Source organism: Streptomyces camelliae (genome assembly GCF_027625935.1).
GTDB lineage: Bacteria > Actinomycetota > Actinomycetes > Streptomycetales > Streptomycetaceae > Streptomyces > Streptomyces camelliae.
This window is the reverse complement of sequence record NZ_CP115300.1, coordinates 2,655,269-2,670,794: the sequence shown is the minus strand read 5'-3', so window position 1 is coordinate 2,670,794 and position 15,526 is coordinate 2,655,269. Positions and strand designations below refer to the sequence as shown.

Below are 15,526 nucleotides of genomic sequence, written 5' to 3'. Positions count from 1 at the left end.
CCGTTCTTGATGTCCCCGGCCATACGGCCAAGGGGCCATCGATCCCGTACCGGCGGGTGAACCGGCTATACACATGTACGTGGGGACTCTGTCCTTCGACCTCCTCCTCGGCGACGTCCACTCGCTGAAGGAGAAGCGCTCCGTCGTCCGCCCGATCGTGGCCGAACTCCAGCGGAAGTACGCGGTGAGCGCGGCCGAGGTGGACCACATGCACCTCCATCGCAGGGCCTGCATCGGCCTGGCGATGGTCTCCGGCGACGCCGGGCACCTGAGCGACGTACTCGACCGGTGCGAACGGCTGGTCGCCGGCCGCCCCGAGGTGGAACTGCTGTCGGTACGACGCCGTTTCCACGGCGAAGACGACTGAACGCCGACGGCTGACCGACGGAACGCCGACGACCGAGCACAGAACGCAAGAAGAAGAAAGAACGGGAGACGGACCAGTGGCCGACAACGCGCGGGCGAAAAGGCTGGCGGACCTCATCCGAGAGGTGGTGGCCCAGAAGCTGCAGCGCGGGATCAAGGACCCGCGGCTCGGCTCGCACGTCACCATCACGGACACCCGGGTCACGGGTGACCTGCGGGAGGCGACCGTCTTCTACACGGTCTACGGCGACGACGAGGAGCGGCAGGCCGCAGCCGCCGGTCTGGAGAGCGCCAAGGGCATCCTCCGGTCGGAGGTCGGCAGGGCCGCCGGCGTGAAGTTCACGCCGACCCTGACCTTCGTCGCAGACGCTCTGCCGGACACCGCCCGGACCATCGAGGACCTCCTCGACCGGGCCCGGCAGTCCGACGCCGCGGTGCGCGAGGCGTCCGCGGGCGCCACGTACGCCGGTGAGGCGGACCCGTACAAGAAGCCGGGTGCCGACGAGGAGACGGACGACAGCGCCGAATGACCAGCAAGCCCACCCCGCCCGACGGCCTCGTCATCGTCGACAAGCCGTCGGGTTTCACTTCGCACGACGTGGTCGCCAAGATGCGCGGGATCGCCCGGACCCGCCGCGTCGGCCACGCCGGCACCCTCGACCCGATGGCGACCGGCGTCCTGGTCCTCGGTGTCGAGCGCGCCACCAAGCTCCTCGGTCACCTCGCGCTGACCGAGAAGGAGTACCTGGGCACCATCCGCCTGGGCCAGAACACGGTCACCGACGACGCCGAGGGCGAGATCACCTCGTCCGCCGACGCCTCCAAGGTGACCCGGGACGCCATCGACACCGGCATCGCCAAGCTGACCGGCGACATCATGCAGGTGCCGTCCAAGGTCAGCGCCATCAAGATCGACGGCGTGCGGTCGTACAAGCGGGCCCGCGAGGGCGAGGACTTCGCGATCCCGGCCCGCCCGGTGACGGTCTCCTCCTTCACGGTGTACGACGTCCGGGACGCGGTCGCCGAGGACGGCACCCAGGTCCTCGACCTGGTCGTCTCGGTCGTCTGCTCCTCCGGCACCTACATCCGTGCCCTCGCCCGCGACCTGGGCGCCGACCTCGGCGTCGGCGGCCACCTCACCGCGCTGCGCCGGACGCGCGTCGGGCCGTACAAGCTGGACGCGGCGAAGACGCTGGACCAGCTCCAGCAGGAGCTGACCGTGATGCCGGTCGCCGAGGCCGCCTCGGCTGCCTTTCCGCGCTGGCAGGTGGACGCCAGGCGGGCCCGGCTGCTGCTGAACGGCGTCCGGCTGGAGATGCCCGACGCGTACGCGGGCGCCGGCCCCGTCGCCGTCTTCGACACCGAGGAACGCTTCCTGGCGCTCGTCGAGGAACAGAAGGGCAAGGCCAAGAGCCTGGCCGTCTTCGGCTGAGACGGATGCTTGCGTGTCGCCCGTGGAGCGGCGGCCGGCCACGGGGCGGGCCCCTGCCGCCGCTCCACGGTCCCCCCTCGGTTCCCCCACCTCTAGGGTTATCCAGCGGCACCCGCCTATTCACCCGTCCGGGCAGGCGCTCGGAGTGAACCGGGGGAGCGGACGGGGGCGCGTTCGCCACGCGATCTGTCGCGCCGATCACCGCGCGCCTACCGTCGTGCACAGGGCACGGGTACGGGCGGGGAGGTACGGCATGGCGGGACGGGGCCCGCGCACCGGAAGCGGTCGCGGGGAGCCGGCGGACGGTACGGGGGAACGGGAAACGCCGGACGGCACCGGCCGCACCCCCGCCCCGCCTCACGCTCCGCCCGACCCCACTCCCGCGCTGGTCCAGATCCGCGACCTGGCCGGCCGCCCCCGGGGCATCGGTTTCCTCGCCGATCACGACGGCACCCTGCTCACCAGCCACGAGGCCGTCGACGGTCTGCCCCGGCTCGTGCTGCACGCCGCCGACGAGGGCACGGGCGAGCGCGTCCGTGTCGTGGACGCCTCCGCCGTCATCCCGCTGCCCGACCGTGACCTGGCCCTCATCCGCACCGAGGGGCTGGGCCTGGTCCCGCTGCCGCTGACCGTGCGGGAGCGGATCGACGCCGGTACGTATGTACGGCTCCCCGCGGGCTGCTGGCGTCAGGCGCGGGTGCTGGCCGCCACCGAGGCGACGTACACCGCCACCGACCGCTTCCATCTGCTCCAGGACGCGCTGGAGCTGGCCATCGGCACCGGCGGCCGGGACGCGCTGCGGCTCGGCGGCGGCGCGGCGGGCGCACCGGTGCTGGACGCGCGGACCGGCGCGGTCCTCGGCGTCGTCGGCACGGCCCTGCACTCCGCGCAGCGCGACGCGGCCTTCGCGGTCCCGCTGCGGCCCGCCGACGGCCCCCTCGGCGAGCTGCTCGCCCGCAACGCGGCGACCGTGCCCGCCTACGGCGCCGACCTCAACCCGGCCGGCATCCTGGAGCTGACCGCCACCTCGGTCGGCCAGGCCGTCCCGCAGTCCGGCCCGGAGCCCGTCGAACGCGCCCTCCCGGCAAGGGAGTTGGCGGCCTTCACGGACGGCGACCGGAGGGTACTCGCCCTCGTCGGCGCCCCGGGCAGCGGCCGTACGACGGAGCTCGCGGCCCTGGCCGCACGCCGGGCCCGTACCGAGCGGCCCGCGCCCACGCTGTGGCTGCGCGGCGCCGACCTGGCGGACGCCGACGGCTCCGTGGCCGACGCGGCCCGCCGCACCCTGGAGCGCGCCGCCCGTATCGTCGCCGCCGCACGCGGCGGCCACCCCGCCGACCTCGGCGACCACACCCCCGAGCGCGTGGCCCACCTCGCCGCGACGGCCGGCCGCCCCCTGCTCCTCCTGCTGGACGGCCCCGAGGAGATGCCCCCCGTCCTGGCCCACCGCCTGGCCGAATGGATCCAGGGCACGACCGCCTGGCTCCGCGAGACCGGCACCCACCTGGTGGTGGCCTGCCGGGAGGAGTACTGGGAGCGGGCCGGAGCGGGCTTCCCACCGGATCTGCTGCACGCGCCGCGCGGCGCGCAGGCTCCGCCGGCCGGCCTCGCCACCACCCCCACGCCCCTCCTCCCACCCTGCGTCCGCCTGACCGCCCTCACCCCCGACGAGGCCCGGCGGGTCCGTGCCCGGTACGGCATCCCGGAGGGCGCCCTGGCCGAGCGTGACGCCCGGCATCCGCTCGCGCTCCGGCTGCTGTCCGAGGTCCGCGCCGCCACTCCGGACGCCCCGGCCGCCGCCGGGCCCGTCGACCGGCACGAGGTGTTCGCGGCCCACCTGGACCTGATGTGTCTGCGCATCGCGGTGCGCCTCGCCGCCGAGAGCGGACTGCGGGGTACGGCCGTACGCCGGCTCGCCGCGCGGGTCGCCGGGCAGGTGCACGAGGCCGCGCGACGCAGCCTCGGGCCCGGGCAGGGCGAGCTGGACCGGGAGTCGTTCGAGGCGGTGTTCCCCTGGGGACCCGCCCCGGCGCGGCTCGGCGGCGGCACCGGCTGGGCGTCCGCCGTCCTCACCGAGGGCCTGCTCGTCCCGGCCGGCACCGGCTACCGCTTCGCGCACGAGGAGCTCGCCGACTGGATCCAGGGCATGCACCTCGACCTGGACGAGGCCCTGCACGCCCTGGTCCACCGCCCCCACACGCCCCGGCAGCCGGCCCCCGTCCCCGTCCCGCACCATCGCGTCGGCCCCGTCGTCCAGGCCCTGCTGCTCCTGGCGAGGCAGCACGGCTCCCGCCAACTCGCGGCGCGGCTACGCGACTTGACCGACGCCCTGGACCAGGACCCCGGCTCCTGGTGGGCCGCCCGGCTGCTCGCCCGCACGCTCCTGCAGGTCCCGGACGCGACGCCGTACACCGAGGTGCTGCGCCTGCTCGCCGACCGGATCGTGGCCTGGAGCCGGGCGCGGCGGCCCGTACCGGCCGAGTTCGCGCCCGTCTTCTGGACCGAGCTGCCCCTCCCGGACGCCGAACGGCTGGACCTGCTGCGCCGGCTCGTGCTGGCCGACCAGGCGGCCCCGGGGCCCGGCGGACGCCACCTCGACGCCGTGGCCGGGCTGCTCGCCGCCGCACCCGCCGTCGTCCAGCCGGAGCTGATCCGCTGGTTCGACGACGAACGGCCCCTGCCCGCGACCCCGCACGCCACCGTCGCGACCGCCGCGCAGGCGCTGTTGCACACCCACCGGCACGGCGCGCCGGACACCCTCACCGACCTCCTGGTGGCCGCCGCCCACCGGCGCGCCGACGAACTGCTCGCCACGCTCGCCGAGGACGAGCCGTCGGCCGTGTGCCGGGCCGTCGACCGCTGGGCGCACGACGAGCGCCCCGCGCGCCGGGCGGCGGCCGTGGCGTTCGGGCTGCGCGCGGCCCCGCACGCGCGCACGGAGGCCGACCGCGAGCGCTTGCGCCACTGCGCCCTCGCCGTGCTCGCCCGCCCCGCCGACCGCACCCTGCACGGCGGCGCCCTCGCCCTGCTGGTCCACGACCCGCACACCCGGGAGCAGCACCTGGCAGCGGCCCTGCGGCACTTCACCGACGGCGACCCGCACCTCCCGCCCGGCGCCCTGGCCCCCGCCCTCGCCACCCACCCCGAACCGGTCCTGGAGGCGTTCGCCGCCCGCCTGCACGCCCCGGACCCGGCGGAGGCCCTGCACACCCTCGTCGACGCCACGCCCCCCGCCCTCGCCTGCAGGGTCGCCGCCCTCGCCCGGGCGGCCGTACGGCAGCGCCCGGAGACCGCGGGACTCCTCGCCGGCCGGCTCGCCGCCCACGTCGACCGCCGGCTGGAGCAGGGCCCTACCGCTCGCCCCGTCCTGCTGCCGCTCGTCACCGGCCTCCTCGACGACGGACACGGCCCGGAACCGCTCCGCGCCGCCCTCGCCTCCGTCCTGGCCGCCCCGGGCACCCCCGCCTCCCGGCCGCTGCGCCGCGAGCTGCTGGAGATCCTGCTGGCCCGCGAACAGGAGCCGTCCGTCCTGGACGCCGTCCTGCACGCGGCGGCCGCGCACGGCGAGCGCCCGGAGGAGGAGATCCGCGGGCTCGTCCACCGCACCGGCCTGCTCCTGGTCCGCACCCCCGAGGGCGCCACCCGCTTCGACCGCGGCCTGGTCGACCTGGGCCGGCACGTGCCCGGCTTCGCCACGCTGATGGCCCGCTGGCTCACCGACACCCCGGACGACTGGGCCGCCGTGGTGGGCCCGAGCACCCGCCGCACCCTGGAGAACCTGGCCGGCGTGCGCGTACCGGCGTGACCGGTGCGTGCCAGAGGTGCCGTGAACGTGCGCCCGGTCACAGCCTCGACACCGATGCGGGGCGGAGGCACCCGGCATGGCACCCTTAGACCTGCACATGTCTTGAGAATCAATACGGACACGGGTTCGAGGAGCGGTCACAGTGCAGCGCTGGCGTGGCTTGGAGGACATCCCCCAGGACTGGGGGCGCAGCGTCGTCACCATCGGTTCCTACGACGGCGTCCACCGCGGCCACCAGCTGATCATCAAGCACGCCGTGGACCGCGCCCGCGAGCTGGGCGTGCCGGCCGTCGTCGTCACCTTCGACCCGCACCCCAGCGAGGTCGTCCGCCCCGGCAGCCACCCGCCGCTGCTCGCCCCGCACCACCGCCGGGCCGAACTGATGGCGGAGCTGGGCGTGGACGCGGTCCTCATCCTCCCCTTCACCACCGAGTTCTCGAAGCTGTCGCCCGCAGACTTCGTGGTGAAGGTCCTGGTGGACAAGCTGCACGCCAAGGCGGTCGTGGAGGGCCCGAACTTCCGCTTCGGCCACAAGGCCGCGGGCAACGTCGAGTTCCTCGCCGAGCAGGGCAAGACGTACGACTTCGAGGTCGAGGTCGTCGACCTGTACGTCACCGGTGAGGCGGGCGGCGGCAAGCCGTTCTCCTCGACCCTGACCCGCTGCCTGGTCGCCGAGGGCGACGTCGAGGGCGCCCGCGAGATCCTGGGCCGCCCGCACCGCGTCGAGGGCGTGGTCGTACGCGGCGCCCAGCGCGGCCGGGAGCTCGGCTTCCCCACCGCCAACGTGGAGACCCTGCCTCACACCGCCATCCCCGCCGACGGCGTCTACGCCGGTTTTCTGCACGCGCAGGGCGAGGTGATGCCGGCCGCGATCTCGGTCGGCACGAACCCGCAATTCGAGGGCACCGAGCGCACGGTGGAGGCGTACGCCATCGACCGCGTCGGCCTCGACCTGTACGGCCTGCACGTCGCCGTCGACTTCCTCGCGTACGTGCGCGGCCAGGCGAAGTTCGACTCGCTGGAGGCCCTGCTGGAGCAGATGGCCGCGGATGTGAAGCGGTGCCGGGAGATCGTGGCGGCGGAGGAGGAGTAACACTCCTCGTCCTCGTCCTCGTACGACACGAAAGGGCGGCCGGTGCGACGAGCACCGGCCGCCCTTTGCGCTGCGGCTACTGCTGCGGCGGCTGCTGCCCCTGCGGGGGCTGGGGGTAGCCGTACAGCTCCTGACCGGGCGCCTGCGGGTACGGCTGACCCGGCTGTCCTTGCTGACCCGCGTACGGCTGCTGCCCCGGGGCCGGGGCCTGCGGCGGGTACGGCTGACCGGGCTGTCCCTGCTGGGGCGGGTAGGGCTGCCCCGGGACCTGCGGCGGGTACGGCTGGCCCGGCATGGGCTGCCCGGGCATCGGCTGGCCGGGAACCGGCTGTCCCGGCATCGGCGGGGCGGCCACCGGCGGCGGGTTGCCGTCGCTGGTCCACAGCCCGTGCGACTGCTGATGGCGTACGAAGTCCTCGGCGACCAGCGCGGCGAGGTTGAAGTACGCCTCGCGCGTCCGGGGCCGCATCATGTCGAGGTCGACCTCGGCACCGGCGGCCAGATGCTCGTCGAACGGCACGACCACGACCGCGCGGGTCCGCGTCTCGAAGTGCGCCACGATGTCCTCGACCTTGATCATCTTTCCGGTCTCGCGGACTCCGGAGATGACCGTGAGGGACCGGGAGACCAGGTCGGCGTACCCGTGCGCGGACAGCCAGTCCAGCGTCGTGCTGGCGCTGCTCGCACCGTCCACGGACGGCGTCGAGATGATGATCAGCTGGTCGGCGAGGTCGAGCACGCCACGCATGGCGCTGTAGAGCAGACCGGTGCCGGAGTCGGTCAGGATGACCGGGTACTGGCGGCCGAGCACGTCGATCGCGCGCCGGTAGTCCTCGTCGTTGAACGTGGTGGACACGGCCGGGTCGACGTCGTTGGCGATGATTTCGAGCCCGGACGGCGCCTGGGACGTGAACCGGCGGATGTCCATGTACGAGTTCAGATACGGGATGGCCTGGACGAGGTCACGAATGGTGGCCCCGGTCTCGCGCCGCACGCGCCGCCCGAGCGTACCGGCGTCCGGGTTGGCGTCGATCGCGAGGATCTTGTCCTGCCGCTCGGTGGCGAGCGTGGAGCCGAGCGCGGTGGTCGTCGTGGTCTTGCCCACGCCGCCCTTGAGGCTGATGACCGCGATCCGGTAGCAGGACAGCACCGGCGTACGGATCAGCTCCAGCTTGCGCAGCCGCTCGGCCTCCTCCTTCTTGCCGCCGAGCTTGAACCGACTCGACGCCGCCGTGGGCCGCCCGCTCTTCGCCTTCTGCTTCTTGTTGTTGAGCAGCCGGTCCGCGGACAGCTCCACCGCCGCGGTGTAACCGAGCGGCGCCGCACCGGGGTTGGTCGGCTGCCGCTGGTCGTGCTGGATCGGCTGCGGCCACGCGGCACCGGTCCGCGGATCGACCGGCGCCTGCGGGGGCTGAGGAACCTGCGGTGCCTGCGGCACCTGGCCCTGCGGTGGCGGGAAGCCGTAACCACCGGGAACCGTAGGACCGTTGGGGTTCGGCTGCGGTGCGGGCGGCTGCGGGAATCCGTAACCACCGGGCTGTGCCTGAGCGTTGGCGTCCGGCTGGGCGGTGGGCGGCTGCGGGAATCCGTAACCACCGGGCTGTGCCTGAGCGTTGGCGTCCGGCTGGGCGGTGGGCGGCTGCGGGAATCCGTAACCACCGGGCTGTGCCTGAGCGTTGGCGTCCGGCTGGGCGGTGGGCGGCTGCGGGAATCCGTAACCTCCCGGCTGTGTCTGAGCGTTGGCGCCAGGCTGCGGTGCGGGCGGCTGGGGGAAGCCGTAACCGCCGGGTGCGGCGGAGCCCTGCGGCTGCGGCAGGGGCTGCGGCTGCGGTCCAGGTGCTGCCAGGGGTGCGGCCGGCTGTCCGGGCTGCGGTGCGTTGGGCTGGCCCGGCTGGCCGGGCTGATTCCAGGCGGCGGGCGCGGGCTGCGGGGCCTGCGGCTGGAACGGCGGCTGCTGACCCGGCAGGGGAGCGGGCTGCTGCGGCACGGGCTGGCCGGGCTGCACGGGCCACTGGGCCGCCGGAGCCGGGGCAGCGGGCTGGTAGGAGGGCGGCAGCGGCGGCACACCCTGCGGCGCGGGCGGCGGCGTCCAAGCGGGCTGCGCGTCCTGGGGGGCCGGAGCGGCGGGCGTTACGGCGTCCTGGGGGGCGTCGGCCGGGGCGGCAGTGCTCGACGCCTCGGCGCCCCGGGCGGCGGCGTCCGTGGGCTCCGAGGCGCTGGCGTCGGAGCCGTCGGCAGAGCCTTCCGGCCGCGACACGGCGTCCGCGTCTCCGGCCTCGCCCGCGCCCGCGCCTGCGCTCTCGCTCGCGCCCTTGTCCTCGTCCTCGGATGCGGGGCCGGACACATCAGCGGCATCCTCGGCCTGACGGAGGCTGCTGCCGTCCTCGTCCTCGCCCTGACCCTGTTCCGAATCGTCACCGACCGCGGAGCCGTCCGAACCGGCGTCCCCGGCCACGGCGTCGTCCCGCGTGGCGGCACCGCTCCCGGCCTCCCCGGCCCCCGAACCCTCGACGCTCTCCACGCCCTCGGCGGAAGCCTCCGCAGCCGCAGCCGCAGTCGGCTCAGCCTCCGCCGGGCCCTCGGTACGGGTGCTCTCGTCGGCATCCGTACCGCTGGTCTCGACGGCCTCGGCCTCCTTCTTGACGGCCGCGGCGCGCTCGGCGATCTCGGCCATCTCGCGCTTCAGTGCCACGGCGGAGAACCGCATGGTGGCCCCGCTCTCCAGATCTCCGTTGCTGGTCTCCGGCTCAGGTACGACGGCAGGCGCCGGCGCCGGGACCTCGGGCTGGACCGGCGGCACGGCCGGCTGCTGCTGCGGCTCGAACCCCTGCGGCAACTGCGGCATCGGCATCGGACTCCCCACCGGCGGCGCAGGCTGCACGGGCGGCACCGGCGGCGCGAAGGGCGCCCCCTGCACCGCCCCCTGCACCGGCGCGGGCGGATGCGGCGGCGGAGCGTACGGGGTGCCCTGCGGCGGAGCGTACGGGGTGCCCTGCGGCGGCGCGTACGGAGTGCCCTGCGGCGGGGTGCCGACGGGCTGCGGGTGCGGGACGGGAGGCGGCGGAGTCGGCCCGGCAACCGGAGTGTTCGCCGGGAACGGCGGAACCGCGGGCGTGGCCGCAGCACCCGCAGCCCCCGCGTCACCGGAGCCGGTCGAGCCGGTGAATCCGCCCGCGCCCCCCGCACCGCCTGCCGTGCCGGTGGAGCCGGACGCGTTCTGCGTGTACCAGGCGGGCGGCGCGTAGTCGATGGTGAACTCGCCCGTCATCTCGATGGCGGACTCCGCGTCGGTCTGGTCGTCGTCGGGTGTGTCCCAGCCCCCGCGGATCCCGTCCCGATCGCTGTTCACAGTTCCTCCTGGTGTGGTCGAGCACCCTCATGCCGTGCCGGGGCGACCATGTCGTGTCGTTCCGAGTCGTCCGTAGTCGTTTTCGGGGCAGACCGATCCGCCGGCCCTCCCCCTGGACACCGACGCCCGTTGCACGGGTCCTGCCATCGCGCCCGCTCCCAGCCTAATCACCACGAGCCGTACCTCGGCAGGCCCGCCCGTCTCTCGGCCGGCGCGCACCGGGTGCCGGCGTGCCCCGAAGTACCCCGCCGGCCTTGCGCCTTGCCGGGGGAAACGGGGAACAAACGGCAGACATGTGACGAACAGGGAACGCGAGGATCGCGAACAAAAGGGACGGACAGGGGTAGTTCAGTCCATCCGGCGTGGTGTGCCCAACAATCCGATCTCGGCGTCGGTCGGTTGGGTCAGGACGTACTGCCGGTCACGGTCGGTGCACCACAGAGTGACGCCGTCGGGCAGCGCCGGCAGCGACTCCACCTCGGTGCGCGTGAGACCCATGGTGCGCCCCAGTTCGGCGGCCTCGTCCGGCGAGACCCGCTGGATGCCGGCGAGCCGCGCCTGCCGCAGCAGCCGGGGCGCGACCGGGCTGAGATACGGCAGCAGCGTGAGCACCGACTGCCAGGGCCCGGCCACCACGCGTCCGCGCGGCGGCCGCATACCGCAGTCCCGCACCACCAGGACGGGCGTGCCGGCCGAGGCACCCTGCGGCGGCACCCGCCCGACGTCGTACACGGACAGGCCGTTCTGCCCGCCGCCCATGGCGTGCACCATCTGCATCCACGCCTGCGGGCGGCCGGTCTCCACCGCGACCCGGGCACCGGTGGCCGCCGAGCGCAGCGCCAGCACCTGGGCCGTCCACAGGCCGCCGATCAGCACGACGTCGTACGGCGTGGGCCGGTTGATGCCCAGGACGGCGGGCTGGCCCTCGGCGTCGACCCCGGCCACCACGCCGTCGTCCCCGATCGGCAGGGCGAGCGCGTCCAGTTGCTGCACCGGCAGCCCGTGCCGGCCGTGCCGGGGGCCGATCAGACCCAGGCCGTGCCGCAGCAGCTCGACCGCCCGGCGCGGACCGGACGCCGCCGGCGCACCGGCGCTCGTGCCACCCGGCCTCGCGGACATCGTCGGAATCGTCGTCACCGCGCACCTCCGAGGGGCAGCGTGGCCAGCATGCCGGGCAGTTGCTCACGGTCGAGGCGGGTGAGGCCGGCCCCGGACTGCCGGGCCGCGGCCTCCAGAGCGCGCCGCGCCGCCACGAGTTCGTCGTCGCTGCGCCCGGTCACCCGCAGATGCCCGGACAGGGACACCTCCTGCCGCTCCCCGTGCGCGAGGGTGAGACTGAAGGTGGTCGCCAGGGCCGGTATCGCCGTGACCCGGGCGACGAAGTGCGGCAGCGACTCGCTGCTGCCGCCGCCCAGTTGGGGCCAGCGCCGGACCCAGTACGTGGTGTGCCGCCGGTTGTCGCAGCGCCAGCTGCGCCCGGACTCCTCCGTGCGCCGCTCCCGGGTCTCGCTGCGCCCCGCCTCGGCGGTGACCAGCGGGTTGGCGCAGGCCGACGTGGCGAGCGCGGCGACCAGCTCCTCCTCGTCGAGCACCCGTGCCCGGAAACCGGCGCCGGTGAGGCGGCTCGCCAGATGGTCCGCGGCGCGCACGACGCACTTCTGCGCGCCGACCAGCCCGCCGCCCCGCGCCGCCACGGCCTCCGCGCACCTCTCGGGATCGAGCTTCAGCGCGATCCAGGTGATGCGGACGGCCGGGGCGCCCGTCTGCTCCTGCAACGGCAGGTAGTTGGCGACGGCGACGGACTGCTGGGGCAGATGCAGCGCGGGCGCGGGCTGGGTGTGCAGCACGATCTGGGCCGACTCCAGCCGGATCCCGTCTACCTCCAGCGCGTCCCGGACCAGCGCGACCGGCAGCGGCTGCCGGCTGCGCTCGGCCCGCAGCGCGGTCGCGTCGGCCTCCACCTGGAGCACGGCCGTGACGAACGTGCCGTCCCCGACGACGCCGACCGGCCGCCGGTCACGCGCGCCGTAGGAGTAGGTGCGCAGGGTCGGCTCGCACTCCACGGCGGGCACCAGTCCCGGCTCCGTGCCCGGCGGTATCGGGGTGCTCGCCGCCCGCTTCTGACGGGCCCGCAGCTCCCGTGCCGTGGCGAGCCACTCGGGCAGGGAGCGGCCCCGCCGCCGTACGAAGGCCAGCAGGACCAGCACCAGGGCCACGACGGCGGCCGGCACCAGCGCCACCATCCCGATGGCCAGGCCGACGACCAGAGCCGCCGCAGCCAGCTCCACCAGCACGAGCCGTTGCAAACGGAACGCACCGGCCTGGCCCGGCCGGGGCCTGAGGCTGAACGTGACCGCCTGCCGGTCCGCACCGCGCCGGTCGGACGCCCCGCGCGGCGGCGTCGCCGCCCCGGCCGCGCGACCTCGTGCCGCCGACCGGCCGCGCGCTCGCGTCCGCGTTCCGGAAGCCACCACTCCATCCCCCCGATTTGCTCACAACTCGCTGGAACCAGGCCGCTCAACAAGGGCCTTGAGGGCCCAGGTACCCTACCCGCTCCACCAGACTCGCTCCGTACCAGGCATAGTAGGGGCCGGGTCCGACAACGGAGGGCGGGGGAGCGTGGTCCCCGGGCGCGCTCCGCGTGAGACACGGGGAGAAACAGGCACAGATGGCATCTCGGCGGGACCAACTCAACGCCTACACCTTCGCGAAGCGCCGCATGCTCGCGTCGTTCGTGCAGTCGTCACCGGATGCCTCCGACGAGGGGGCGCCGCGGCCGCTGCGCGCCATCCTGCCGGGTGCCGTCGTCGGTGCCGTCGTCCTCGCGGCCTTCGGCGCCTGGGGCATGTTCAAGCCGACGGCTCCGCAGGGCTGGGACACACCGGGACAGAAGGTGATCATCGCCAGCAAGTCCACGACCCGGTACGTCGTGCTGAAGACCGACGGCAAGGTCCAGCTCCACCCCGTCCTCAACATGGCCTCCGCGAAGCTGGTCCTCGACACCCAGGACAACGTGGACGTCGTCACCGTCGACGAGTCGATCCTCGACAACGGCAAGATCCCGCACGGCGTCACCATCGGCATCCCCTACGCCCCCGACCGGCTGCCCTCCGACCAGGAAGCCGGCGCGGCGAAGGAATGGGCCGTCTGCGAACGCCCGAGCGGCAGCGGCAGCTCCATCCAGAAGGCCGCGTTCGTCCTCGCCAAACGCGATCTGAAACTGACCGAGGGGCCGGAGAAGCTGCACGACGGCGAACTCCTCTACGTCACCACCCCGACGGACAAGAAGCAGTACGTGGTCGACGCGCAGGGCACGGCATACCCGGTGGACGCCACCGACCCCCTCCTGGTGCAGACCCTCGTGGGCGCGGACCGCCAGCCGCAGCAGGTGACCAAGGAATGGATCGCGACCCTGCACCAGGGCGACCCGATCAGCTTCCCGTCGGTCCCCGGTGTCGCGGGCGCCCCGGCGAACGCCCCCGGCCAGCTGGGGCAGGCCAACAAGGTCGGCATGGTCCTCAGAGCGCCGGTCAACGGACAGGAGCAGTACTTCGTGGTGCTGCCCGGCCGGGTCGCGCCCGTCTCCGACTTCGTCGCCCAGCTCCTGCTGGCCAGCAAGGACCTCGTGAAGCTCGGCCAGGCCGGGCACGCCGAGGAGGTCAGCGCGGGCGCCATCACCCGGGACAAGCCGTTCGCCGCCGACCACAAGTGGCCGACCGAGCGGCCCACCGCGGTCAACGACGCCGCCACCGCCGACGGCAGCCGCAACACGGTCTGCACGGTCCTGAACCACGTCGACCCCGACAACGGCGCCACCACCCTGAGCACCTGGGCGGGCAAGGACTTCCCGGCGGCCCTGCCCACCGGCTCCTCCAGCGCGTACGTCACCGCGGGCTCCGGCCAGCTCTACCGCCAGTTCCAGGGCAGCGAGACCGGCGCCGGCTCGGTCTTCCTGGTCACCGACACCGGCCTGCGGTACGCCCTGCAGTCCAACGACGACAGCGCCACCGACGACAAGGGCATCGGCATCACACCCAAGCAGCGTCAGCAGCTCCAGCAGGAGGCCAAGCTGGCGCAGACCCGCCTCGGCTACGCCGGTGTGAACCCGGCCCCCGTCCCCGCGGCCTGGTCGGAGTTCCTGCCGACCGGCCCCCGCCTGTCGACGGCGGCGGCACGCCAGCCGCAGGGATCGTGAGAGGCCGCCCGATGCCCAGCAGCACCCTGCGCACCCGTACGCCCCTGGCGGCAGCACTCGCCCTCACCGCGACCCTCCTGGCGGCCCCGCCCGCCACGGCGGACGACTCGGGCTCCGACCAGTGCACCTTCTCCAGCACCAATCACAAGTACACCGGCACGCCCTGGGCCCTGCAGCGCGTCAACCTCGACGAACTGTGGAGCCAGTCCAAGGGCAAGGGCGTGAAGGTGGCCGTGATCGACACCGGCGTCGACACGAGCAATCCGCAGCTCACCCACGCGGTGGACGCGTCGCTGGGCGCGAACTACCTCCCCGCGAAGGACGACAAAGGCAACAAGCTCGACGTCGGCAAGCCCGACGGCACGACCGACACGGTCGGCCACGGCACCCGCGTGGCCGGCATCATCGCCGCCCGCCCCATGAAGGGCACGGGCTTCGTCGGCCTCGCCCCCGAGGCCACGATCATCCCGATCAAGCAGAACGACGCCGAGGGCCACGGCACGGCCGCCACCCTGGCCACCGCCATCCGCCGCGCGATCCAGGTCAAGGCCGACGTCATCAACATCTCGCAGGACACGACGAAGGCCATCTCGGAGGACAACGACCTGCACCGGGCGATCAACGAGGCGCTGACCGCCGGGATCGTCGTGGTCGCCTCGGCGGGCAACGACGGCCTGGGCGGCAACGTCAAGAAGACGTACCCCGCCTCCTACGACGGAGTCCTGGCCGTCGCGGCCTCCGACCGCAACAACGAACGGGCGGCCTTCTCCCAGTCAGGTGATTTCGTCGGAGTCGCCGCCCCCGGCGTCGACATGATCTCGACGGTCCCGAAGGGCGGCCACTGCTCGGACAACGGCACAAGTTTCTCCGCCCCGTACGTGGCCGGTGTGGCCGCCCTGATCAAGGCCAAGCACCGCAACTGGACGCCGGGCGAGATCGTGGCCCAGATCGAGCAGACGGCAGAGCGCTCCATCGCCGGCCACGACCGCCTGGTCGGCTGGGGCGTGGTGGACCCGGTCCGCGCGCTGACGGAGGACGACCACCCGATCGAGTCCCCCCAGCCCGACAACGGCCTCACCCATGTGGAGGCCCCCACCCCCGCCAAACTCACCCTCGGCGAAACCCCGCAGCAGCGCACCGCCCGCTACGCCACGTACGTCGCCGTGGGCGCGGCCGTCCTGGTGGCGGGCCTGAGCGGAGGAGCAGTGGCCCTGCGCGACGCCCGCCGCAGGCGCCGTGCGCTGGAGGGACGGGCATGAAATCGCTGACGGTCCTGCTCTTCATCG

Annotated in this window: 10 protein-coding genes; 7 read left to right on the top strand and 3 right to left on the bottom strand. The window is 74.1% G+C overall.

All coding sequences use genetic code 11. The annotated features are described in order from the left end of the window. The first annotated feature begins 73 nt into the window (after nt 1-73). The 5 genes from O1G22_RS11970 (at nt 74) to O1G22_RS11950 (ending at nt 6,696) form a co-directional block, all read left to right on the top strand. Nucleotides 74-367 (top strand): DUF503 domain-containing protein, encoded by a 294-nt coding sequence (locus O1G22_RS11970; RefSeq protein WP_225101316.1) that lies wholly within the window; start codon nt 74-76, stop codon nt 365-367. Between the two features lie 76 nt (nt 368-443). Then, nucleotides 444-896, top strand: a complete 453-nt coding sequence (gene rbfA / locus O1G22_RS11965) for a 30S ribosome-binding factor RbfA (RefSeq protein ID WP_270081349.1) — start codon at nt 444-446, stop codon at nt 894-896. Then, on the top strand, nt 893-1,798 hold the full coding sequence (gene truB / locus O1G22_RS11960; protein ID WP_270081348.1) for a tRNA pseudouridine(55) synthase TruB: 906 nt from the start codon (nt 893-895) through the stop codon (nt 1,796-1,798). The genes rbfA and truB overlap by 4 nt, the downstream gene beginning before the upstream one ends. Nucleotides 1,799-2,051: 253 nt before the next feature. Next, a complete protein-coding gene (locus O1G22_RS11955; protein ID WP_270081347.1) occupies nt 2,052-5,603 on the top strand; it encodes a S1 family peptidase in 3,552 nt (1,183 codons plus the stop codon). Nucleotides 5,604-5,745: 142 nt separating this feature from the next. Beyond that, the gene (locus tag O1G22_RS11950) at nt 5,746-6,696 is read left to right on the top strand and encodes a bifunctional riboflavin kinase/FAD synthetase (RefSeq protein WP_270081346.1); all 951 of its coding nucleotides are present in this window, start codon (nt 5,746-5,748) and stop codon (nt 6,694-6,696) included. Nucleotides 6,697-6,772: 76 nt separating this feature from the next. On the opposite strand, the gene O1G22_RS11945 is transcribed toward O1G22_RS11950, so the two are convergent. From O1G22_RS11945 to eccE, 3 genes are all read right to left on the bottom strand, one after another. Beyond that, nucleotides 6,773-10,045 carry an SCO5717 family growth-regulating ATPase gene (locus O1G22_RS11945; RefSeq protein ID WP_270081345.1) on the bottom strand — a complete coding sequence of 1,091 codons (3,273 nt, stop codon included), beginning with the start codon at nt 10,043-10,045 and terminating at the stop codon, nt 6,773-6,775. 348 nt (nt 10,046-10,393) lie between these two features. Beyond that, a complete protein-coding gene (locus O1G22_RS11940) occupies nt 10,394-11,164 on the bottom strand; it encodes a hypothetical protein (protein WP_270081344.1) in 771 nt (256 codons plus the stop codon). A gap of 14 nt (nt 11,165-11,178) precedes the next feature. Continuing rightward, the gene (gene eccE, locus O1G22_RS11935) at nt 11,179-12,516 is read right to left on the bottom strand and encodes a type VII secretion protein EccE (RefSeq protein ID WP_270081343.1); all 1,338 of its coding nucleotides are present in this window, start codon (nt 12,514-12,516) and stop codon (nt 11,179-11,181) included. A 197-nt stretch (nt 12,517-12,713) separates the two neighbouring features. Between eccE and eccB the strand changes: the two genes are divergently transcribed. Then, the gene (eccB, locus tag O1G22_RS11930; RefSeq protein ID WP_270081342.1) at nt 12,714-14,240 is read left to right on the top strand and encodes a type VII secretion protein EccB; all 1,527 of its coding nucleotides are present in this window, start codon (nt 12,714-12,716) and stop codon (nt 14,238-14,240) included. An 11-nt stretch (nt 14,241-14,251) separates the two neighbouring features. After that, on the top strand, nt 14,252-15,499 hold the full coding sequence (mycP, locus tag O1G22_RS11925; RefSeq protein WP_270081341.1) for a type VII secretion-associated serine protease mycosin: 1,248 nt from the start codon (nt 14,252-14,254) through the stop codon (nt 15,497-15,499). Nucleotides 15,500-15,526 lie beyond the last annotated feature (27 nt).

Coding starts and splice junctions, on each gene's coding strand:
- O1G22_RS11970 (WP_225101316.1), top strand. CDS start 74: ATGTACGTGGGGACTCTGTCCTTCGACCTCCTCCTCGGCGACGTCCAC.
- eccB (WP_270081342.1), top strand. CDS start 12,714: ATGGCATCTCGGCGGGACCAACTCAACGCCTACACCTTCGCGAAGCGC.
- O1G22_RS11955 (WP_270081347.1), top strand. CDS start 2,052: ATGGCGGGACGGGGCCCGCGCACCGGAAGCGGTCGCGGGGAGCCGGCG.
- O1G22_RS11940 (WP_270081344.1), bottom strand. CDS start 11,164: ATGTCCGCGAGGCCGGGTGGCACGAGCGCCGGTGCGCCGGCGGCGTCC.
- truB (WP_270081348.1), top strand. CDS start 893: ATGACCAGCAAGCCCACCCCGCCCGACGGCCTCGTCATCGTCGACAAG.
- mycP (WP_270081341.1), top strand. CDS start 14,252: ATGCCCAGCAGCACCCTGCGCACCCGTACGCCCCTGGCGGCAGCACTC.